Below are 21,390 nucleotides of genomic sequence, written 5' to 3'. Positions count from 1 at the left end.
TGCCGTCAACCGAGGCCCGCGTCGATGAGCAGCCGCGGCAATCCATGCTGGGTGCACAGGGCGCGCACCGCCGCGATGTCGTCCTGCGCGTCGGCGGCGCGCCCCGCGGCGGTGCGGATTTCGACGAGCAACAGGCGGGCTTGCAGGGCGGCCAGCGGCCGGGCGGCCGGGTCGATTCCGGCCAGCAGGGCGGCCGCGCGGCGGCACGCTTCGTCGCGGTCGTCGCCGGCGTGGCTCCGGGCGAGCAGCCGGATGCCGGAGGCGGCGTCGAGTTCGGCGGTGAGGGTGGCGATGCCGTCGCCGGCGCGGGGAATGCCGCCCCCGGCCCGCAGCCGGGCGGCCTCGGCGGGGTCGATCGGTAGCCCCTGCCTGACCCGCTCGTGGGTGATGGCGGCGGCCAGGCGCGGCAACCGCAGCTTCTCGGCCACCGCCATGCCCGCGTCCAGCCGGCCGGCGGCGGCCTCGCGATCGCCCTGCGCGGCTTTGGTTTTGGCGCCGACGACATAGCGTGCCACCAGGTAGTCGACCCCGCCCCCTTCGGGGCCGAGGTGATAGCTCTCCTCCAGTAGCTCCGCCGCCTCGTCCAATTCGCCGGTCTCATAGAGCATTTCACCGAGTACCGCGCCCGCGATCCGGGCCGCATACGAGTGGGGCCCCGCCGCGGCCCCGGTCTCGAACGCCTCCCGGAAACGGCGCAACGCGAGCGGAACGTCGAGCTGCTGGCGGGCGGCGATGCCCGCCCAGCTGCGGGCGTAGACCGCGCCGACCGCGCCGACCTGCTCGTTGAAGGGCTCGACCCACTCCAGCAGGCGCTGCGCGGCCGGGAGGTCGAAGCGGTGAATCGCCGCGAACGCCAGGGCGATGGCGGCGGCCTGCGGCAGCACCGGGCGCAGCTCCTGCGCCCGCGACATCACCTCGGCCAGCAGGTCCTCCAGCCCGTCGATCCGGTCGGCGTAGATCTCGGCCACCGCGCGCACCACGTTCGCTTCCAACGTCAGCTCGGCGCGCCTCGCTTCGGGCAGGTCGGCCCTGGCCAGGGCGGCGGTGAAGCGATCGAGCGCCGCCTCGGTGGCCTGCGTGCGGTGCAGCAGGATGTTCGCCCAGGCCACGGGGAGTTGCAACAGTGGCCTCGAGATCACCAGCTGCGGGGGCAGCTTCTCGACGAGGCCGAGGAAGGTGGTCATGCGTGACTGGTTGATCAACGATCTTGTCTGGATGTCCTCGACCAAGTCCACCGCCCGGGCGGTCTCCCCCGCCGCCAGCGCGTGGTCGACGGCCTCGCTGACGTAGCCGCGTTCGGCGAACCACGCCGACGCCGCGCGGTGCAGCTCGTTGAGGCGGCCGGGATTGTCGCGGTCGAGCCGGCGTCGGAGGAATCCGGCGAACATCTGGTGGTAGCGAAACCATTGCGGGTCATGGTCGATGTGGCGCAGGAACAGGCCGCGACGCTCGACTTCTGCCAGCATGGCGTGTCCGCCGTCGACCCCGGCCAACACCGATGCCAGCTCACCGCAGATGCGTTCGGTGACCGAGGTCGCCATCATGAAGTCCACCAGTTGAGGGTCGAGGATGTCGAGGACGTTCTCGGCGAGGAAGTCGCCGACCTCCTCACTTTCTCCCGACATTCGACTCACCAGGGCGCCGGGATCACCACCGCCGCGCAGCGAGAGCTTCGCCATCTGCAGGCCGGCGACCCACCCGTCCGTCGATGCGGTGAGGGCCGCCACGTCGCTGCCGGCCAATTGCAGGCCGACGGATTCGTTGAGCAGTGACCGCGCCTCGTCAGCATCGAATCTCAGCTTTTCACAATCGATTTCGACTAGTTCATCGCGAATCCTCAACTTACTCAACGGCAATCCGGCGCGCGACCAGCTGGTCACGATGATCTGCAGGTGATCGCAACCGTGGTCGATCAAGAACCGAAGCGCGTCGATGGTCCGGGTGTCCGATACCCGCTGCCAGTCGTCGATGACCAGCGTGACGGGTTCGCCGGTCTCGTCGATCGCGTCGATCAGCAAGGTCAGCACGTAGCGGGTCGCCTCGTCGCCGCGTTGTTCGAGGATCTGCTCCAGCGGTTCGGCGAGGGCGGACCGCACCCGCCGGATCGCGGCGAGCAGGTGGGCGAGAAACCACACGACGTTGTTGTCGTCGTCGTCGACGGTCAGCCAGGCGACCGTCACGCCGGAGTCCGTCAATTCGGCGCGCCACTGGGCGACCAGGGTGGTCTTGCCATACCCCGACGGCGCATACAGCAGGATCAGCCGCCGGCGGCCCGCCGCGCGCAACAGCGCCATCAACCGATCGCGCGGGACCAGCGATTGGACCGATGCCGGCGGACGGTATTTCGTCACCGGCGCCGGGGGCGTCGTCGTGGCGTCGCGCCGATGGTCCGAGGACCCGGCCGGGGGCGAGCCTGCGCGCTTGGCCTCGACCGGCACCACCATGTCGTCGACCGGGATGCGGTGCCGACGCTGGACTTCGCGCAGCTGCTCACCGAATTCGAGAGCCGTCGCCGGCCGGCGCGACGGATCGCGGGTCATGGCGGTTTTGATGACGGCGATGACGTCGTCGGGCACGCCCCGCTCGCCCAGCGTTTCGGGGATCGACCGGCCCATCGGCGGGTGGCCGGTCAGCGCGCAGAACAGGGTCGCGCCCAATGAGTAGACGTCGGATCCGGTTGTCGGAGTGGCGCCTTCGAGCAACTCGGGTGCGATGAACGCCGGAGAGCCGATCACCACGCCCGAGCGGGTCTCGAACCCCCCGACGATGCGGGCCAGGCCGAAGTCGGTCAGCTGCGGTTCCCCGTAGTCGGTGAGCAGGACGTTGCCCGGCTTCACGTCGCGGTGCAGGATGCCGGCCCGATGCGCCGCTTCCAGCGCGCCGGCGAGCTTCACCCCGATGCTCAGCACCTCGCGCCAGTCCAGCGGCCCGTGAGCGCTGACCAGCCCCCATAGGGACCCCGTGCCGTGGTAGGGCATCACGATGAACGGCCGGCCGCCGCGGGTGGTGCCGACCTGCAGGACGGTGACGATGTGCGGGTGCCCGGAGAGCCGGCCCATCGCGCGCTGTTCACGCAGGAACCTGTCGAGATTTTCCGGGTCGAGGTCGTTGGTCAGGACTTTGACCGCCACCATGCGGTCCAGCTCAGGCTGGGCGCAACGGTAGACCACGCCAAATCCGCCGCGCCCGATCTGCTCGACGCCGGCGAAGTCGAGTTCCGCGGCGACCCCGGCGATCAGATCCTGCTGGATCGCCTCTGCATCCACGTCGGCCATCGACGGTCACTGTCCTCGCGAGTAAAGAGGGTGCCAACCCACCGGTCGTGTCACCATAGCGCGGAATGACCTGGTGCGATGGCAGGAACTTCCGCATTACAGGCACCCGAGGGCGAGCGAGGCGATCAGTGGCTGCCACGACGTGGTGGTCCCGGCTCCCCTTGAGGCGTTTCGATCATCGCTGGCGCGATGGTGGCTTCGCCGAAGTCCTTGGCCCACCGGGCTGTCTAAATCGTGGCCACCGCTGTCGTATGAAGGTACGAGTCCTGCAACGGTATGCGCCAGCAGACGTGGATACGGCCGTCTGGTGGGCTAGCGATCATGCACTGGCCGCCGAGGTCTTCGGCGCATTGGACAACATTGGCCAGGCCAATTCGGCGCTGGTCGTCCGGGATTCCGCTTCCATCACCAGTGATCTCGATGAGTAGTTCGTCGGTGACACTGACCTCGACGCTGATGTTTGCGGCCGCTGATTGCCACACCGCGTTGCTGAGCACCTCGACGACAACGACTTCGGCGTGGTCGGCGAGTTCATCGCTCACGGTGGCCATCGGCCCAGCCATGCTCAGCGTGGTGACCTCGCCGTGGTCGTCACCGAGGTGTTCGACCGCGTCCTGGATGCGCTGGGCGAAACTGCGCCGGCCGGCCGCGGGACGTTGCAGTTTGAAGACGGAGCGGCGTATGTCGTCGATGACGGCGTCCAATCCGTCCACGGATTGGACCACCCGCGCCGCCAGCTGTGGTGAACGCAGGCGTGCGGTGACGCCTTGCAGGTCCATGCCAATGGCGAAGACGCGCTGGATGACATGGTCGTGCAGATCGTGGGCGATGCGGTCCCGATCAGCCAGCACGGTCTGTTCACTCGCGTGTCGTCGCGCGGTGGCTAGCGTCAGCGCGATCGCGGCGTAATCGGCGAAGTCGCGGGCCAGGTCAAAATTCTCGTCGCCGAAAGGTGGTGCACCGGCGTTACGGACCACCACCATCACACCCAGTGCCTGTTGCCCGGACCTCAGCAACATCACGATTGCGGGTCGCTTACCGACGTCGGCGAACGCCTGCATTGGATGGCGAAACGTATCGGCGATCAGGGGCTCACCAGACCGAAACACCTCACCGGCGCTGGAACCACTGACCGGAACCTCTTGTCCGAGAAGTTCATTGGCGTGCACGCCGACTGCTGCCGACACCACCAGCTGGTCCACGTCACCGCGGGGCTGATCCGGGTCAACCGGAACGAGCACGATCACCTGCTCGGCATCGGCCAGCTCCGCGGCACGTTCGACAATCAGCTGCAGTGGCTGCACATGAAGATCGGCGTCGGACAAGAGAGCGGCGAAGATTTCGCGGCTGGCGCTGGCACGCCGGGCCGACGCGCGGACCCGGTCAAAAAAGATGCTGTCATCATTCTGAATTGCCATAACGGCCTCCCGCCACACGATGCGTTACCGATAAGCGGTGGCCAGTCGTTGCAGCGTGGTAATTAACGCCATCAGCCCTGCAGCCTCAGCAGAACAGTTACGGCTTAGACCAGCGTGTCCCCGACGATCGGAGGCCATACTCTCGTGCCTGGTTGGCACCGATACTTCAACACTACATGTATGCGTCGGTGAAAGAAACAACTCACCGGGCGGAGACTGGCTGAGGCCATGCCTAACCCTTTATGGCGCCGCTGTGATCGCCGATGACTTCCGGATAATGATCGGAAAATCCCGGCCATACCGACAGCACGGGGACTTACTTGAGCCGGTCAATGGGGCTGGCCGCGTGAACGATTAGCCGGGTGTGACGTCATCTCCGTGACGACGGAACGGCCTTGCCCGCGAGGAGATTCCTGTGCGGCCGCCACCAGAACATCGACGGACCGCATGATCCCGGTCGCAATATCATCGATCGCAGGAACATTGTCGGGGCACGCACATACGCTCACATCCAAGTCGTCACCTCGGGAGGTCAGGCCGATGCTCAACCCACTGTCTTCGGCCAGTGGCGCCACGCTGTACATGCCGACGACCTTGGCGCCGGCACAGTAGGCCTGCACCGGCTCACCGGCAATGTGGGAGACGCTGCCATGACAGATCGGCTTGAGCTGGCGCCGCAGGCCTGATCGGGTGTAGAGCCGCATACCCAGGCGAGCTAGGGTCGGCGGGGTAAGCGAAGCCATCGCCGCTAAATCGACTGTGGGAAAATCGTTTTCGTTTCTACCGCTGCGGAGTGCGTTCAGTCTTTCGGTGGCGGTATGGAGGTTGGCGAGGACCTGCACCGGGTCGGCGAGGTGTACCGGGATGCGAAGCCGTCCCATACTCAACGCCCTGCCGGCCCTAGGGGGATCCGTGGCCGGCAGCTCGAACGGCATCCGCATCAGCAGCGGGTCGCCGGGTACCTTGTCGTGCCGTTGCAGCCACGCGCGCAACGACAGTGTGCAGGCGGCTAGAACAACATTGGTGATGCTGCCCCCGAACGCGTCGCTGACCGTCTTCACGTCTGCCAGCGGGATCGAGGCCAGGGCCACTGCACGTCGCTTGGTCAGCGGCGCGTTGAAGACCGTGTGCGGCACCGGCCCGCTCATCGACGATGCCACCGGGTCCGTCGGGGCCCCTGCGCGCATGCGACGCAGCCGACCACTTACGGTCTGCAGCACACCAGATACCGTCTCGGCGACCAGCCACATTCCGGCGACATGGTTTTCGATGATCTCGGTCATCACGTCGGTAACGAGTTCGCCTACGGAGGGCGCCGAGCCGAAGCTCGGCTCGGACGGCAGATTGTCGGTCGGGTCGGCGTGCGGTCCGGTGGTCAGCAGCCGCGGCCACACGGACGCTATTCCAGCGGCCCCGTCGTTCAGGGCAGGTGACATCTTCACGGCCAACGCCCACCGGCCGCCCGCCAGGCCACTGATACTCCACGCTTCCCACAGCCGGCTGAGGCCATCCTGTCGCCCGGCGCTCAAGTCCGCGATGAGATCGGCGAACTCCCGCCGCCCACCGGGATCGTGAAGCGTTACACGGTGAATTTGCGGAGAAGGGTCGTAGTCGTCAATCTCGGCCCACACGGGCTGCCCCACGCCCAGCGGCTTGGTCACCAGCCGGCTCCGAAACCGCGCCAGTCGCGGCAGCGACGCGGCCACCAGTTGGTGTAGCCGCTGGTGGCTCAGCTGATCGGACGCATCGATGATCACCAGCGTGACCGTGTGCGCAGGCATCTTCGAGCTCTGGGTGTGCAGCGACAGCGCATCGGTCCCCGACAATCGCATAACCATCAGCGCCCCCTTTCGTGCAACGAAAACTCGTGATTCACAACCTCTATCAACCCGTGCCGGCAGTGATGCGGACAGCATCACGGCACCCAGCGGCACATTTTCGTCGGTGACGATCTGTTCACTTCGGTTGTGCCAGTCACTTATTCAATTCGATGGCTCGACTATCGAGTTCGATACCGAAGTCGCCGAAGACCCTGGGTCGGCAATCGTCAAAGCCGCGTTGCGAATTCCCAGCGGGCGCGCGCGGCGCTCCTCTTCGTGCGGCTTTCGCGGTCTTTCGCGCTGATCATGAGCAGGGTATCGACGCTTGACACGTCACCAGGCGCAGCGGCTGCCGTCACGATCGCGTGCGCCTGATCCGGGCCAAGCTGAAATGGGACAACCAGCAACGCAAGCTTATCACCTTGGCAGTCAAGGACTTCCACCGTATTGGGCGGATGGCCGCGGTCTCCGTCAAGTCGGACCACCCGTGCCCCGCTCACCAGTCCGGCGGACGTTGCCCTCCATTCGGTGTTGTTGTACTTCACACAACTGATCGCGCCCAGACGCATCGACAGATCGGCGATCAGATCAGGCAGTTGCGTCATCAGGTCGTCGCTGCGTGGCCACCATGCACCATCCACATAGCCGCTGGCATGCCCCGTGGGTTTCAACCGAAACCGCGGCGCGCGGATGCCCCGTGTCGTGTCCCACCTCGAGCTGTTGCGGGCTTGCCCTAGCGTCACCGCGACGCTCCCGTCTTGGCCGCGAGACCGGCCAAATTCGAATCGGCGACGATATGACCCACAACGATCACAAACGGAATACCGCCGATGTGTTGCAGCCTACTCCGATCTGGGCCGGGGCAAAGCCATCGAGCGGCTAACCCCCTGCGGTTGTGACCAGCCGGCGACGGCGGTCGAGACCCACGGTCCGCGCCGAAATACCCCGGCGGCGCTGTAGAGGAGCCCTGCTGCGTTGGTACACACGGTGAAGATTCGACGGCGGTCGGTCCGGTGCTGGCTGCTCAACACCACAGTTGCCCACCAACGACCATCTAGCAACAGACTACGAGCGCAACCTGCTCATATCGGTCGCCGACTCACAGGCTAAGCCATATACGGCAAAGAGAGAAGATTGAAACGTGGCCACTCGTCGGCCGGTGTCACGCAATGATGATCCCTGGGGGCGGACGGGTGTGCAGGGTGCACGCCATTCCTGCCCCGTGCCGCCGCACGGCTGGCGGATGCGGGGCGACTGGCGCATCATCGCGCTATGAGACGTGAAGTGGGCGCCGAGCTCGAAGTCGAAATCACCGCACCCACGACGCTGGAGTTTCAGATCGCAGTTGCCCCGCATCCACGTGCTGAGGTCTTCGAATCGCTGCGTTTCGTCTTGAACGGACGGCCCGTCCAGCCGTTGGACGTCAGCGGTGTGCATGGCAACCGTATCCACAAGTTCGACGCGGGGGTGGGCACACTGAGGGTCGACTACGCGGCGACGATCGTGGGTCAAACTGATCCGGCTCCGGTGACCGAATACGACCTGTCGATGTATCTGCGACCCAGTCGCTACGCCGAGGCCGATAAGTTCTATGGTTTCGCCGCAACCGAATTCGGCACCTACGGTGATTCGGCGACGCTGCTGGAGAATGTGAGCTCGTGGGTGGGCACCAGGCTGAACTATGTGCCCGGCTCAAGCGATCCGATCGACGGGGCGGTGGAAACCCTGCTCTCCGGCGAAGGTGTGTGCCGCGACTACGCGCATCTGGTGGTGGCGCTGCTGCGGGCGGTCAACGTCCCGGCCCGCCTGGTATCGGTGTACGCGCCGGGAGTGCATCCGATGGACTTTCACGCCGTGGCCGAGGCTTTTGTCGAGGGGCAATGGCGGGTGGTCGATGCGACGCTGCTAGCGCCGCGGCAGACCCTGGTGCGGATAGCCACAGGTCGCGACGCCTCCGACACCGCGTTTCTCGATAATCACGGAGGCGCGATCACGCTGAACCAGCTGGTGGTGACCGCCGTCGTCGACGGCGACCTACCGCGGGATTCGATCGACCACCTCGTTTCCATCCGTTGAGACGCCCGACCGCTGGTCGCGACCAGCGCGCCGTCGTTCTGTTCTGGACCACCCGAGTAGTGTGGGAACCATCGGCGATACTTCGCACCTGACTACTCAAGCCATCTCGTCGCCGATTCGATTGATTGGCCGGTCTCGCGGTCAAGACGGGAGCGTCGCGATGACGCTGAAACAAGACCACACGGATGCCGGGCGACGGCAAACCCCACCGGAACACACACCGCGCCTGAGGCTAAAGCCCAAGGCGCCCCAAAGCGGGTATGTCGATGGCGCCTGGTGGCCGCACGGTGATGACCTGACGGCGGAGCTACCGGATCTGCTGGCAGTGCTGTCAGTTCGACTCGGGCCGATCGGCCGCGTGATCTACAACGTCAACGAATGGGCAAAGCCGCCAGCCAAGTTCGCGGCCGGGGGACGCATGGTACGACTCGACGGATACCGCCGCCAGCCGGTCGACACCATCGAAGTTCTCGGCCTCAACCGCAACAAAATCGTCCTATTGGTGGTCTCCCCGCACACCGACCCGGACCAGGCGCACACCATCATGATGGCCGCGGCCAGCCCGAACAATGGCTCGACCGTCGAGGGCCTCATGATCAGCCCGGAAGAAATGGAGGCCCCGGTATAGACCCGTGCAGGGGCTCATCGCGGAAATCACTGGGAATCAATAAGGCTCAGTCGATGCGGCCTCCACGCGCCGCACCGGACACGGCCGCTCGCCGATTGAGGACCTCGGTTGTTGCATCGCCGCCCCCGATGTCGAACGTCGTCCCGCCGGGCACGGCCTATGCTGCACAGATCGTGGGTTTGTCCAGTGCCGCCCCTTCGGTGGCCGTCCTGTGATAGCCAAAATTGGTAGATCGGAGCGTCGCGTGGCGCATCCTTCCGCTGCCCCGTCAAACATGACCCGGTTAGCGCTATGTGGACGCGACGATACAAGCGCCGCCGTGGACGGGGCGTGGTGGCCGAAGAGCTTGGACCTGAGCTCAGAGCTACCGGACTTACTTGCCGTATTCGGTCTATGGATCGGCACAGTGCGCCGGGTCGTTTACGACCCGAGTGTGTGGTTGCCCGCGCCTACACGGATTAGGCGCCACAATGAGATGGTTTCACTCAATCCCTACCGGCTGATTTCCAGCGACACCATCTATCTGATGGGTACGCATTCTCGCGACGCGGTGCTGTTCGTGCTAGCGCCTTCGAGCTCTACGGAGGACGCCCGCCGCCTCATGGGTGAGGTTCACACTTCAGCAGAACCGATGAATGCGGGCGGCCTGCGCCAACTCGTGCGCAGATGCGCCTCGGGGCTTGGGAGTCCGGAGCAATCGGCACCGTTGGATCCGCACGAAACGTCCTGGGGCTGAGCGGGTATCACCCTTGCTCATGCCCGTGCCCGTCGCTGCGCGAGGACCCGATGCGCCAGCCGCAGATACGCGCGCGCGACGTTCGGCCAGGCCATCTCGGGCGCTAAACTCCTGGCCTCGGCCGCCATCGCACCGGCGAGGCGCGGCTCGGTCAGCACCCGGCGCAGGGCACCAGCCAGCGCATCCGGATCGTCATGCGCGACGACGATGCCGGCGCCACCGGCGAGCAGCTCGACGGCGTGCGGGAACGCGGTAGCCACGACCGGTCGGCCGCTCGCGACGGCGTCGACCAGAGCACTGCAGGTGACCTGATCGGTCGAGTCGTAGGGCAATACCACGACCGCCGCGGACTGGAAGAGTTCGGTGAGCATCGAAACGTTGCGGCAATCCGTGTCAAAGCACACCGAATCCGCGACACCGCTGCGCAGCGCCTGATCTATCCGGGCATTCCGGTACGCCTCGCCGTCGGCGGCCAGCACATTAGGGTCCGTTCTGCCCGCAACCACATACCGCGGCCGGCCGGGCAGATCATTGAGCGACCCCATTGCCTCGATCACCCGCTCGATGCCCATGCCTGGGCCCAGCAGGCCCGGGGTCAACACGATGGGTCGACCGCTCCGCATGGAGGATGGCTTCGTCGGGACGGTCGCGCCATAGGGGATGGTGACGATTTTGTGGCGTGCGATGTCGAAGCCCCGGCGCAGCCGTCGGCTGGCCGCCTCGGACATCACGACCACCTGGTCCGCCCGGGCGGCGAGCAGCTCGAGAAGCGACCGCTGTTGCGGTGTAGGATCTTTGGGGACAGCGTGAGCGACCAAGATCAACGGGACACGCAGCCTGTCGATGATGGCCACGACTTCGGCGCCGTCGACGCCTCCGTAGATGCCGTACTCATGCTGGATGACGGCGACATCGCTCTGGTTCAGCAACTCCGCGCATGCTGCGACGGATGCCGCTGAGCCGTTGACCAGCTCTCCGACGACGCGGGCGCTCGACGACGGCGGGCCGTCGGACACTCGAACGACGCTGACCTCGGCGCCATTGGCGCTCAACCCGCTTGCCAGCGCGGCGCTGAACGTAGCCAGCCCGGATGCCGTCGGTGGATACGTACCCAGAATGCCGAAACTCGTGGCAACGGAAATACCCTGTCGACCAGGGGAATCCGTTAGACATGGAAAGTCGACCAAGGCGCTCAAGGTAATCCCAACTACATGTGGCCACCTGCGTGCCCGGCATGAGCGGTTGCTCGGTGCGATCAGCGGCATATGACTGACTCAGCCCGGACTGCCTGGATTTCCAACTCCTTTGAGGATACACCCGCAAAGGACCCAGCGAAGCCCGGGGATCCCCGCCGTGGAGTACAGTCGCAGAATCGGGACCGACCAGGCCCCCATGACGAAGGGGCCAGCGATGTCCGATAAGTCTCCTCGACGAACCATGAGCAAGAAATCCGGAAAGTCATTGAAGGAGAAGCGCGCCGACAAGCACGTCAAGGCGGACCGTCGCACCGCGGCGGCCACCGATGCGCTACTTCGCAACGAAAAGCGCTGAGGCACAACTTCTTTCGGATGGCAGAATCACCGAAGCCGACTTCGGGCGGGCTTCGCGACGCCGGTTGCGATCGCGGCGATTGCTGACTTGAGCCCGCGACGGCGCCCTGTCCTTGGGTCAATGCCGCCGAAACCTGGCTCCAAGTCGGCGAACATCCGCTCGCTGCGGGTTTCCGGGGCGTCGTCGGCTGTGTCGCGCAGGTGACGGTCCGGCAACGACAGTTTGGCGATGGTGCGCCACGCCTTGCCGTACTGCATCAGGAACGAACCGGTGGTGTAGGGCAGGTCGTACTTGTCGCAGATTTGCCTGACCCGGATCGAGACCTCGTGCAGGCGGTTACTGGGCAGATCGGGGTAGAGGTGGTGCTCGATCTGGTGGCACAGATTGCCGCTCATGAACCGCATCGCCGGCCCGGCGGCAAAGTTGGCGCTACCCAGCATCTGGCGCAGATACCACTGGCCCCGGGTCTCGCCGGTCATGTCGGTCTTCGTGAATTTATCTGCGCCATCAGGGAAATGCCCGCAGAAGATCACCGCATTGGCCCAGATGTTGCGGATCACGTTGGCCACCGCGTTGGCCTTCAGCGTCGATTTGTAGGTCGCCGCCGGCGACAGCGAGGTCAGCGCCGGGAACGCGATGTAGTCCTTGACCACCTGCCTTCCGGCCTTGGCTGAGAACTCACGTGCCTGCTGAAGGGTGAGGGCACGCTCCGGTCCAGCCTTCACGATCTTCTCGAAATCGACGGTCTGCAAGCCAATTCCCCACTCGAACCCAAGCGCGAGGATGGCATTGAACAGCAGGTTGCCGACGTTGAAGCGCTCCCAGCGCTGGTCGCGCGTGACTCGCAGGATGAAGTAGCCGACGTCGTCGTCCATGCCGAGGATGTTGGTGTACTTGTGGTGCTGGAAGTTGTGGGAGGAAATCCAGTGCTTTGATGCCGCACTCATGTCCCACTCCCATGTCGAGGAGTGGATCTCGGGATCGTTCATCCAGTTCCACTGGCCATGCATGACGTTGTGGCCGATCTCCATGTTCTCGATGATCTTGGCCAGGCCCAGGGTCACCGTTCCCGCCCACCACGCAGAGCGTTTCGCGCTCGCGGCCAGCATGAGCCGGCCGGCCACCTCCACGGCGCGTTGCGCGGCGATGGTGCGGCGGATGTAGCGGGCGTCGCGCTCGCCGAGGGAGTCTTCAATGTCCTGGCGGATCGCGTCCAGCTCGATGGCCAGGTTCTCGATGTCGGCGTCGGTTAGGTGAGCGAAGGCCGCAATGTCGGTAATCGCCATCGTTTGCTCTCTTTCGTCGAGCTTGTATGTGGGTTCTCAGCGCGCATGGGCGACGAAGAACTCGGAACCGGTGCAACCGCTGCGGCAAGCCACCCCCGACCAGCGCCTGATGGACAGGCGACGCCCCCGTGGTTCGATGCGCCAAAGCTGGGGAACGCCGATGGCAGACGCAGCTGATTACCGGTTCTTGTGGTAGTCCTCCGTATTGGGGGCGAATGAGCGATTTCCGGTGCTGTCCGGGAACGAAACGGGTGGACACCGCGACGTGCGCCTCGAGCAGACGCTCACCAAGTTTCCGCGGCTTACTGCCAACGTGCTTTCCGACAGACTGATGAACTCAGTACCCACAACGCTACGCCTCCGGTGACCACCGGGTGGCAGCCCGGGACGGTTACCGCATTCGGCAATTTTTCGAGGACCCTGCGGTATGGTTTGTCACGGTTGATTGCGCAGCCACCGGAAACGTCCTGCGGCGATCGAAGAGATCCCCGCCGTAACGTGACCGGACACCCGGTTAATTCGACGGTCAAAGGGTTGTTCTTCCCGGCTGCCCCTGACGGAGTCCGGTGGTCAGGCTTTGGTCGCTGCCCCCCGTCGGCAACATCGGCGCGCCCCGCTGGCTGGTAGCCCGCACGTATGTACCGTCAGTGTGTCTGAATGCTCGAGACCGCGCTTCAATCGGAGCGACGAAACATCTGTGGCGTGCGTGAAGAGGGCACGCGCTATCGCTGCATTCATCGTCCGCCTCATTTCCCGGCGGACGGCACTCCTACCGCGCCAGCATCAGAAATGCGGGCGCACTCCCAATTTCGATGAAAGTTTGGCGCCGCAACATCGACGCATGGCTTCGTCCGGGCGCGCGGGTCCGCAATTGAACACCCAGGCGCACGGCCGGACGCCAACCGCGGCGCCGCCGCGCCGGAGCCAAAGGAATGGCCTTGAGTAAGTTCACGGAAACCATGTATGACGCCGCCCGGTCCAGTTCGAGGGGCCTGGTCACCGGGGAGCCGAATTGTCCCGTCCGACACACCTGGGGCGAGGTGCATGAGCGTGCCCGTCGGATCGCGGGTGGCCTGGCCGCCGCGGGCGTCGACCGCGGTGACGCCGTCCCGGTGCTGGCAGGTGCTCCGGCCGAGATCGCGCCTGCCGGGCAGGGAATCTGGATGCGCGGCGCCAGCCTCACCATGCTCCACCAGCCCACGCCGCGCACCGATCTTGCGCGCTGGGCCGAGGAAACCGCCGCCGTCATCAAGATGATCGGCGCCAAGACGGTCGTCATCTCGGACCCGTTCATGGCCGCCGGCCCACTTCTGGCCGAGCTGGGTACCCGAGTGCTGACAATCGAGCAACTGCTCGGCGGCCAGCCGATCGATCCGGTCCGGACCGACGAAGACGACGTTGCGCTGCTGCAGTTGACGTCTGGTTCTACCGGGTCGCCCAAGGCCGTTCAGGTTTCGCACCGCAATGTCGTTTCAAACGCCGAGGCAATGTTCATCGGCGCAGAAGTAGACATCGATACCGACGTGATCGTGAGTTGGCTGCCACTGTTCCACGACATGGGTATGACCGGCTTCTTAACCGTGCCAATGTATTTCGGTGCAGAGCTAGTCAAGGTCACTCCAATGGACTTCCTGCGCGACACGTTGCTGTGGGCGAAACTCATCGACAAGTACCAGGGCACGATGACCGCCGCGCCGAATTTCGCCTACAAGCTGTTCGCCAAACGCCTCCGTACGCTGGCCCAGCCTGGCCAGTTCGACCTGTCCAGCCTGCGGTGGGCGCTGTCGGGCGCAGAACAAGTCGAACCGGCCGACGTCGAAGACTTTTGCCAAGCGGGCAAACCGTTCGGGTTGCGTCCGGAGGCGATCCTTCCCGCGTACGGTATGGCCGAGACGACAGTGGCTGTGTCGTTCTCCGAGTGCGGCGCGGGCCTGATGATCGACGAGGTGGACGCAGACCTGCTCGCCCTGCTCCACCGAGCCGTTCCGGCGGCCAAGGGCAAAACCCGGCGGCTGACAACGCTTGGCCGTCCGCTGAAGGGGCTGGAGGCGCGCATCATCGACGACGATGGCAACATCCTGTCCGCGCGGGGCGTCGGCGTCATTCAGGTGCGCGGCGAACCGGTGACGGCCGGGTACGTGACGATGGGCGGTTTCGTCGGGGCCCAAGACGACCAGGGTTGGTATGACACCGGCGATTTGGGCTACCTCACCGAGACCGGACACCTCGTCGTCTGCGGCCGCGTCAAGGACGTGATCATCATGGCTGGCCGCAACGTCTACCCCACCGACATCGAACGTGCCGCCGGGCGCGTCCCCGGGGTCCGGCCGGGCTGTGCCGTGGCGGTGCGCCTGGATGCCGGACGGTCGCGGGAGACGTTCGCTGTCGCGGTCGAGTCCAATAGCTGGCAGGACCCGGCCGAGGTGCGCCGCATCGAGCATCAGGTGGCGCACGAGGTGGTCGCCGAGGTCGATGTCCGGCCTCGCAACGTGGTCGTGCTCGAGCCGGGAACGATCCCGAAAACGCCGTCGGGGAAGCTTCGACGCGTCCATACGCTGACGCTCGTGAGCTGACTACCGGGGCGCGGCAAAGAGTAGGTTTGTCTCGGAGGAGGGGATAGTGACCGACTTCGACGCCCAGCCCGGCCGCAATGCGCCCGCACGATCCGAGCCCTCCCCCACCCAACGGGAAGCGGACGAGGCCGAGTTGTATGCCGGGCTCCGCGGCGTGTCCGGGATTGTGGCCGGCGCCCAAGGCGTGATCGACATTCTGGGGGACGTGGCGGAATTCGCCGCCCAGGCGATTCCCCGCGCAGACGGTGTGGGCGTCGCGTTGATCGACCCTCGATACGGCATTTCCAGTGTCCAGACCTGGGCGGCGACAGCGGCACTCGTCCACGAGATCGACACCATCCAGTACGACGAACTGCACGAGGGGCCATGCATAACATGCATGCAGTCGCGGCGGCCCGCGGTGAGCGGATCGCTGGGAAGTGACAGCCGTTGGCCGCACTTCGGTGGCCGGGTAGCCCGGATGCACGTGCATTCCGCACTAGCACTCCCCTTGATCGTTGACGACCAGGTGATCGGGGCGATCAATGCCTATGCCAAAAACCGCGACGCCTTCGGCGAGCACGCGGTGCGGTTGGGGTCCCAGTTCGCCAGGCCCGCCGCGGTATCGGTGCACAACGCGCAGTTGCTGGCCAACGCCCAGGAACGGACGACGCGATTGCAGCGCGCGTTGGACAGCCGCGCGGTGATCGATCAGGCGATCGGCATCATCCGTAGCAGGTCGGGCAGCACCGCCGAGGAGGCCTTCGGCCGGCTCGCCCAGATCAGCCAGACCGAGAACATCAAGCTGAACGTCGTCGCCGAACGGCTGGTCGAAGAGGCCGTGCGGCGCGCCCGCGCGCGGCATCGCTGAACCGGTCAGCTTGGTGGCGCGGCCACGAGTTCGGTCAACTCCGCCAGCAGTAGCGGGCGGGAATCCCGATCGGTCATCAGTCTGCGGGCGACGTCGGTCAAGTGTTGGCGTTTGGCCCGCGCGTACGTGCGCAACAGATGGAACGCGTCCTCCACGGACACACCCAGGGTTTCACGGAGGAAGCCTTTGGCCTGCTCGATGATGACGCGACTGGTCAGTGCGGAGCGTAGGTGCGGCATGACGGTGGCGGGAGTGGGCGGGTGTTCCGCCAGGATCGCGACGCATGCGATGTGAGTCAGCGTCTGGCCGACGAGCAGGTCGGCCTCACTGAGCTCGCCCGGGCGAGTGCCGAACAAACCCAGCGCGCCGAACGCTATGCCGGCAGCGCGCATCGGAACGGCGTGCACGGAGGCGAAGCCCGCCCCGATCGCGGCGGGGACGAACCGCGGCCACCGCCCTGCGACCAATTGGACGTCGGCGACCGAAACCGGTCGACCCGTGGCGTAGCAGTCCACGCATGGGCCTTCGTCGGCTTGGAGCTGGAAGAGTTCGATTTCGCGGGCCTGCTCCGAGGTGGCGGCCAGCAACCGGAGCCGGTGCAGCGGGTCGGCAAGCAGAAATCCCGCGGCCTCGATGTCGAGCAGCTCAGCACATCGCTCGGTGAGGTCGGTCAGCAGGTCGACGACATCGAAGTCGTCGAGCAGGCTGTCGACGAGCGAGACGACGGCGTCCAGCACGCGGGTTTCACGGGGAGTGTCAGTCACAGCGCCTCCTTCGGACTGTTCCCTCTGCCTATGCGAGACCGCATCAGTCGGCCTCGAGCTTCAGCCGGCGCTCGAGGATGTCGCGGGCCACGTCGGTAGCGCTGCGGCCGGTGGCATAAGCGTGAGCGCGCAGCCGGACAAGGGCCTCGGCCGGCTCAATCCCCAGCTGCGCGACCAGCATTCCGGTGGCCTGGCTGACCTCCGAGCGGCTCAGCATGGTGAGTTCGGCCCAGGCATTGCTGGTGGGGTCGGCAACGGCTGCCTGCAGGTCGGCGTTCATGAGGTCCAGGAGCGGGATGCCGGCAAGCTCCGCGGCGGCGACCGCGCCGACCAAATCCTCGTCCGGCAGCGGTCCGGGCTGCGTACGGAACAGGTCGAGGGCGCCGACAAATTCGCCGGCCACCACGACCGGTATCGCACAGACGCTTCTGATGCCGTGGGCCAGCATGGCGGGCCCGTAGGCGGTCCACCGGGCCTCGCCGGGATCGGCGAGGTCGACGACCAGAATCGGAATCCGCCGCGTGACGGAGTCCAGGCACGGTCCCTCGCCGAGCGTGAACTGCAATTCGTCGTAGATGCGCGCGGCCGGGCTGCTGGATCCCAGTGTGCCGCTGCTGGCGCCGTCGAAGACGATCGAAATCGCCGCTGCGTCAACCTCGAGGAAGACCACGCAAGCGTGGCACAGAGAGTCGGCGGCCTCTATCCCGCGCCGGCCGTCGACGGCGGCGAGCAGCCGCTCGTGAATCGCCACATTTAACCGAACACGATTCGGGCAGCTGCTGAAGCGCCCGGGGGTCTCGCCATTGGCATCCCTCCACCTTTTTCCTAGTTCGAGGGCTTTGACGAGCGTACCGCCGCTACCGCAGGACGGTTCCGCCTCTCGCGGCGCAAAGCGGCCGTGATCGCGCATCGATTCGGCAGCCAACACAACGGTGATTGACCCGTGCCTGCACCGTCGCAAAGTGGTCCCGGCTGGGATCGAACCAGCGACCTTCCGCGTGTGAAGCGGACGCTCTCCCACTGAGCCACGGGACCGGCGCCGAGAGGCGAACGACGTCGAAGATTAGCACGAGCCTGGCCTCGACAGTACCGGCCGCCCGCGGGTCGCCAATACGCCGCGATAGCCTGGACACGGTCCGTACCAAGAAATTTGTATGTGCCCGCTCACGTCGACTATCGTCGTGCTTCGCACCGGGCGACGATCTCGTCCGAGGCGCGCGGATGTAGCGCAGTTGGTAGCGCATCACCTTGCCAAGGTGAGGGTCGCGGGTTCGAATCCCGTCATCCGCTCGAAGGTGCAAGTGGCATCAATCCCAGCGGTGGAGTGGCCGAGTGGTGAGGCAACGGCCTGCAAAGCCGTGCACACGGGTTCGATTCCCGTCTCCACCTCCAGCTTTTGGACCCGGCGCGATTAGCTCAGCGGGAGAGCGCTTCCCTGACACGGAAGAGGTCACTGGTTCAATCCCAGTATCGCGCACCAGAGTTCTTGCAGCTCAGAGGCTGTGTCCACTCGAGTTACACAAAGTGGCGTGTCAATGCGGGCCAATACGGCGATGGGATCGGCAGCCGCCAAGAGAACTACCACCGGTACGTGAGCGGCCGGTCAGACGGCGGAAGGCCAAGCTGAAAGAAATCCCTGGTGCGCGGTCCGCTGACCAGTACGGCTGACGGCGTCGGACTATCCGCTGGGTGCTTCAAGCTCGGTCGCCAGCCTCTGTTGGGTGGCCGCCCACGACGCCAGGAGCGCGAGACCATCAGCGGTCGGCGTGCCCGCGGGCGCGGTGTAGACGATGAGGTGCAGGCCGGGGTCGGCGGGCAGTTCCAAAGACTCGACGTCCAAGTCGAGCTGGCCCACGATCGGATGGTGCAACCGCTTGCGTCCGGACCGGTGCACCCGCACGTCCTGAGATGCCCACCGCTGCCGGAATAGCTCACTGCACGTTGACAGTTCGCCGACCAAGGCGATCAGCTGCTCGTCGTGCGGATTGCGGCCGGCTTCCATGCGTAGCTTCGCGGCCGCGTCACTGGCCAACTGGTCGTAGTCGACAAAGAAATCTCTGGCCGCCTCGGGAGCTAGATAAACGAACCGCGCTGTATTCGCGGGCCGCCGCGGGTCGGCCAGCACCGGTGAGTACAGCGCGCGGGCGAGTTGATTCATGGCGAGCACGTCAAATCGTCCATTACGGATCCAGGCCGGCGCATCGGAGATGGCGTCGAGCACCTGCTGCAGCGTCGAGCGCACCGTCACCACAGGCCTGCGCCGGCGTGGGCCGCTGGGCGCCCGGGATTGGCGTGCGAGGTGGAACAGGTGGTCGCGCTCGGCCTCGTCGAGTTGCAAGGCAGAGGCCAACGCATCGAGCACGCCATCGGAGGCACTGGCGAGGCTGCCGCGCTCCATGCGCACGTAGTAGTCGACTGATACGCCCGCCAGGAGCGCTACCTCCTCGCGGCGCAGACCTTTGACCCGACGATTGCCGCCGTACGCGGGCAGGCCCGCCTGCTCGGGTGCGATGCGGGCGCGACGCGAGCTGAGGAACCCCCGGATGTCGGCGCGTAGATCCACCGTGGCCATCCCCTCACCGTAAGCCCCTCCCGCAGCCTGAGGGAGGCACTGTGGGTACCCCGACGACCGCGTTGAGACCCGACTCGGAGGCGTTCACGCGGGGGCATCGGCCGCCGCCAAACGTTCGCGCCGACGCTCAGGGCGTACCCGTCGCGGTCGTCGCGATGCCGCCGTCGACCGGGATGATGGTGCCCGTGAGGTAGGACCCGGCCCGGCTAGCGAGAAACACGGCGACACCCGCCATGTCGTCGTCGCGGCCGAGCCGGCGCAGAGGCGCCGCCGCCGCGATCGTGTCGCCGATGGCATCGAGCGTGGACGCCATCATCTGTGACGGGAACACTCCCGGTGCTACCGCGTTCACCGTGACGTGCTGTGGGCCCAGCTCTCTGCCAAGCACTCTGGTGAGTTGATGGAGTGCCGCTTTGCTGCTGGCGTACGAGTAGTTGGGCGACTGGGCGACGTGGATGGCGGCGATACTGCCGATGTTGATGATGCGCGCGGGATCATCGGCGGTGCCCGCCCTGCGAAGTGCGGGGAGCAGCGCCTGCACCAGCCAGAACGGCGACTTGAGGTTGAGGCCGAGCACTGCGTCCCAGGCCTCGTCCGGGAATGTCGCTAGCGGCTCGCGCCACATCGCTCCCGCGTTGTTGACCAGGATGTCCAGGCGTTCCGAGTCGGCCTTGACAAGGTCTGCGAGGCGCTGACACTCGTCATGCCTGGACAGGTCGGCGGGGATAGCTTGAACGTCGCCGAATTCGGACAGTAGGCGCTGCGCCTCCGCGCACCTGTCTGCCTTGCGTGAGCTGATGACGACGCGGGCGCCCGCCTGGAGAAGGCCGCGCGCTATCATCATCCCAATGCCACTGGTGCCGCCAGTGACAAGGGCGTACTTCCCACTCAGGTCGAAAAGTTCTGTGTGAGTGGTGAATTGGTTGTCCGCCATTGGTCTCCGTCCCGTCGGTCGTGGAAGAATGCGTCGACACGGTCGCGCATTCGGGGCAGCCGGATTGAACTGATCGCGACCAGATTGACAGGCGTTTTGGACGTCTGGGAGATCCCGGTGATACAGGTACCGTGAGAGCCACCCGTGCCCGGTTGGCCGTCTCACACCGCCACAATCGTTCCTGCACAGTACCTTTCGAGATCACCTTGACCTGTATGACGACCCGGCATCGTCGTCTTGGATCGACCTGTTAGTCATAGATGACCGGTGTTATCGCGCCACCGCCGCGCGAATCAGCCCTCATCTACTTCGTAGGGGTGCGGGCTTCCTCGTAGCGGACCGACGCCACCAAAGCCGCGCTGAACAGCACCAACAATGGCACGAACACGAACGGGTACGCGGCGACCGCGGCCAAGGCGACGAGCGTGCCCGGGACCATCAACGCCATCGCGGCCGTCGGATGCCTTTCGCTTAGGCCGACGATCCTTGCCGGCGTCGCGAAAGCTACCGCCGCCTGCGGATACCAGTCCGGCCGATGACCGTACGAGTGGTGGGTTCTCAGGCCGCAACCCATGCAGGCGCGCCCATAGGAGTAACGGGTCTCGAGCCCGCAACCCATGCAGGTGTGGATGGTCATCCGCCTATGATCCCATCGCGACGAACGGTGCTCGCGGCTGACGGTGGGACGTACCCGCTCGGTTCTCGTTCCCGGGCAACGACTTGCGGGGAGCCCTCCCATCGGCCTCACCGACCAGACCCTCGAAAGCGGACCCCGAAAACGCAAGCCTCGCAACCACACTGAAGCCGTCTCATCGCCGGCGCCGCCACCAGGACACACGGTGGCGACCGCGGCTGGAGGGTTGGCCACACCCTCGTGAGAGGAGCTCGGCGACCGTTCAGCTAGGGC

16 protein-coding genes, 4 tRNA genes and 1 pseudogene are annotated in these 21,390 nt (G+C 65.7%); 9 read left to right on the top strand and 12 right to left on the bottom strand.

What is annotated here, in order from left to right:
• Positions 1–5: 5 nt before the first annotated feature.
• From G6N51_RS28580 to G6N51_RS28565, 4 genes are all read right to left on the bottom strand, one after another.
• The gene (locus G6N51_RS28580) at positions 6–3,275 is read right to left on the bottom strand and encodes a serine/threonine-protein kinase (RefSeq protein ID WP_083175896.1); all 3,270 of its coding nucleotides are present in this window, start codon (positions 3,273–3,275) and stop codon (positions 6–8) included.
• A 227-nt stretch (positions 3,276–3,502) separates the two neighbouring features.
• Positions 3,503–4,693, bottom strand: a complete 1,191-nt coding sequence (locus G6N51_RS28575; RefSeq protein ID WP_083175898.1) for a sensor histidine kinase — start codon at positions 4,691–4,693, stop codon at positions 3,503–3,505.
• A gap of 329 nt (positions 4,694–5,022) precedes the next feature.
• A complete protein-coding gene (locus G6N51_RS28570; RefSeq protein ID WP_232078498.1) occupies positions 5,023–6,609 on the bottom strand; it encodes a wax ester/triacylglycerol synthase domain-containing protein in 1,587 nt (528 codons plus the stop codon).
• A 131-nt stretch (positions 6,610–6,740) separates the two neighbouring features.
• Positions 6,741–7,184 (bottom strand): DUF5994 family protein, encoded by a 444-nt coding sequence (locus tag G6N51_RS28565; protein WP_232078497.1) that lies wholly within the window; start codon positions 7,182–7,184, stop codon positions 6,741–6,743.
• Positions 7,185–7,785: 601 nt separating this feature from the next.
• On the opposite strand from G6N51_RS28565, the gene G6N51_RS28560 reads away from it, so the two are divergent.
• The 3 genes from G6N51_RS28560 (at position 7,786) to G6N51_RS29340 (ending at position 9,953) form a co-directional block, all read left to right on the top strand.
• Positions 7,786–8,589 (top strand): transglutaminase-like domain-containing protein, encoded by an 804-nt coding sequence (locus G6N51_RS28560; protein WP_174814352.1) that lies wholly within the window; start codon positions 7,786–7,788, stop codon positions 8,587–8,589.
• Positions 8,590–8,749: 160 nt separating this feature from the next.
• Positions 8,750–9,217: a DUF5994 family protein gene (locus tag G6N51_RS28555; RefSeq protein WP_083175906.1), complete on the top strand. Its 468-nt coding sequence runs from the start codon at positions 8,750–8,752 to the stop codon at positions 9,215–9,217.
• Positions 9,218–9,491: 274 nt separating this feature from the next.
• Positions 9,492–9,953 carry a DUF5994 family protein gene (locus tag G6N51_RS29340; protein WP_232078602.1) on the top strand — a complete coding sequence of 154 codons (462 nt, stop codon included), beginning with the start codon at positions 9,492–9,494 and terminating at the stop codon, positions 9,951–9,953.
• Positions 9,954–9,970: 17 nt separating this feature from the next.
• Here G6N51_RS29340 and G6N51_RS28550 read toward each other — a convergent pair whose 3' ends face one another.
• Complete coding sequence (locus G6N51_RS28550; RefSeq protein ID WP_232078601.1) at positions 9,971–11,095, bottom strand: glycosyltransferase; 1,125 nt, start codon at positions 11,093–11,095, stop codon at positions 9,971–9,973.
• Between the two features lie 268 nt (positions 11,096–11,363).
• Between G6N51_RS28550 and G6N51_RS29335 the strand changes: the two genes are divergently transcribed.
• On the top strand, positions 11,364–11,504 hold the full coding sequence (locus tag G6N51_RS29335; RefSeq protein ID WP_169718413.1) for a hypothetical protein: 141 nt from the start codon (positions 11,364–11,366) through the stop codon (positions 11,502–11,504).
• Here G6N51_RS29335 and G6N51_RS28545 read toward each other — a convergent pair.
• A pseudogene (locus G6N51_RS28545) lies at positions 11,481–12,790 on the bottom strand (fatty acid desaturase family protein). The gene G6N51_RS29335 and the pseudogene G6N51_RS28545 sit on opposite strands and share 24 nt — an antisense overlap.
• A 938-nt stretch (positions 12,791–13,728) precedes the next feature.
• Here G6N51_RS28545 and G6N51_RS28540 point away from each other — a divergent pair.
• A complete protein-coding gene (locus G6N51_RS28540) occupies positions 13,729–15,363 on the top strand; it encodes a fatty acyl-AMP ligase (RefSeq protein ID WP_083175934.1) in 1,635 nt (544 codons plus the stop codon).
• A gap of 46 nt (positions 15,364–15,409) precedes the next feature.
• Complete coding sequence (locus tag G6N51_RS28535) at positions 15,410–16,213, top strand: GAF and ANTAR domain-containing protein (protein ID WP_083175912.1); 804 nt, start codon at positions 15,410–15,412, stop codon at positions 16,211–16,213.
• Between the two features lie 5 nt (positions 16,214–16,218).
• On the opposite strand, the gene G6N51_RS28530 is transcribed toward G6N51_RS28535, so the two are convergent.
• The 3 genes from G6N51_RS28530 to G6N51_RS28520 form a co-directional block, all read right to left on the bottom strand.
• On the bottom strand, positions 16,219–16,977 hold the full coding sequence (locus tag G6N51_RS28530) for a GAF and ANTAR domain-containing protein (RefSeq protein WP_083175914.1): 759 nt from the start codon (positions 16,975–16,977) through the stop codon (positions 16,219–16,221).
• A 43-nt stretch (positions 16,978–17,020) separates the two neighbouring features.
• Positions 17,021–17,728 carry a GAF and ANTAR domain-containing protein gene (locus G6N51_RS28525; RefSeq protein ID WP_083175916.1) on the bottom strand — a complete coding sequence of 236 codons (708 nt, stop codon included), beginning with the start codon at positions 17,726–17,728 and terminating at the stop codon, positions 17,021–17,023.
• A 212-nt stretch (positions 17,729–17,940) separates the two neighbouring features.
• Positions 17,941–18,012 (bottom strand) — tRNA-Val (locus G6N51_RS28520).
• A gap of 182 nt (positions 18,013–18,194) precedes the next feature.
• Between G6N51_RS28520 and G6N51_RS28515 the strand changes: the two genes are divergently transcribed.
• The 3 genes from G6N51_RS28515 (at position 18,195) to G6N51_RS28505 (ending at position 18,457) form a co-directional block, all read left to right on the top strand.
• Positions 18,195–18,267: transfer RNA gene (locus G6N51_RS28515), tRNA-Gly, on the top strand.
• Between the two features lie 28 nt (positions 18,268–18,295).
• Positions 18,296–18,369, top strand: a tRNA-Cys gene (locus G6N51_RS28510).
• Positions 18,370–18,382: 13 nt separating this feature from the next.
• Positions 18,383–18,457: transfer RNA gene (locus G6N51_RS28505), tRNA-Val, on the top strand.
• 198 nt (positions 18,458–18,655) lie between these two features.
• Here G6N51_RS28505 and G6N51_RS28500 read toward each other — a convergent pair.
• The 3 genes from G6N51_RS28500 to G6N51_RS28490 all read right to left on the bottom strand — a co-directional run bounded on the left by G6N51_RS28500 (position 18,656) and on the right by G6N51_RS28490 (position 21,120).
• The gene (locus G6N51_RS28500) at positions 18,656–19,549 is read right to left on the bottom strand and encodes a helix-turn-helix transcriptional regulator (protein WP_083175918.1); all 894 of its coding nucleotides are present in this window, start codon (positions 19,547–19,549) and stop codon (positions 18,656–18,658) included.
• Between the two features lie 127 nt (positions 19,550–19,676).
• A complete protein-coding gene (locus tag G6N51_RS28495) occupies positions 19,677–20,483 on the bottom strand; it encodes an SDR family oxidoreductase (protein WP_083175920.1) in 807 nt (268 codons plus the stop codon).
• Positions 20,484–20,787: 304 nt separating this feature from the next.
• Complete coding sequence (locus G6N51_RS28490; protein WP_083175922.1) at positions 20,788–21,120, bottom strand: hypothetical protein; 333 nt, start codon at positions 21,118–21,120, stop codon at positions 20,788–20,790.
• Positions 21,121–21,390 lie beyond the last annotated feature (270 nt).

This window comes from Mycobacterium paraseoulense (assembly GCF_010731655.1).
In the GTDB taxonomy this organism is placed as follows: domain Bacteria; phylum Actinomycetota; class Actinomycetes; order Mycobacteriales; family Mycobacteriaceae; genus Mycobacterium; species Mycobacterium paraseoulense.
The sequence above is the reverse complement of the archived record's forward strand: the minus strand, read 5'-3'. Positions and strand labels throughout refer to the sequence as shown.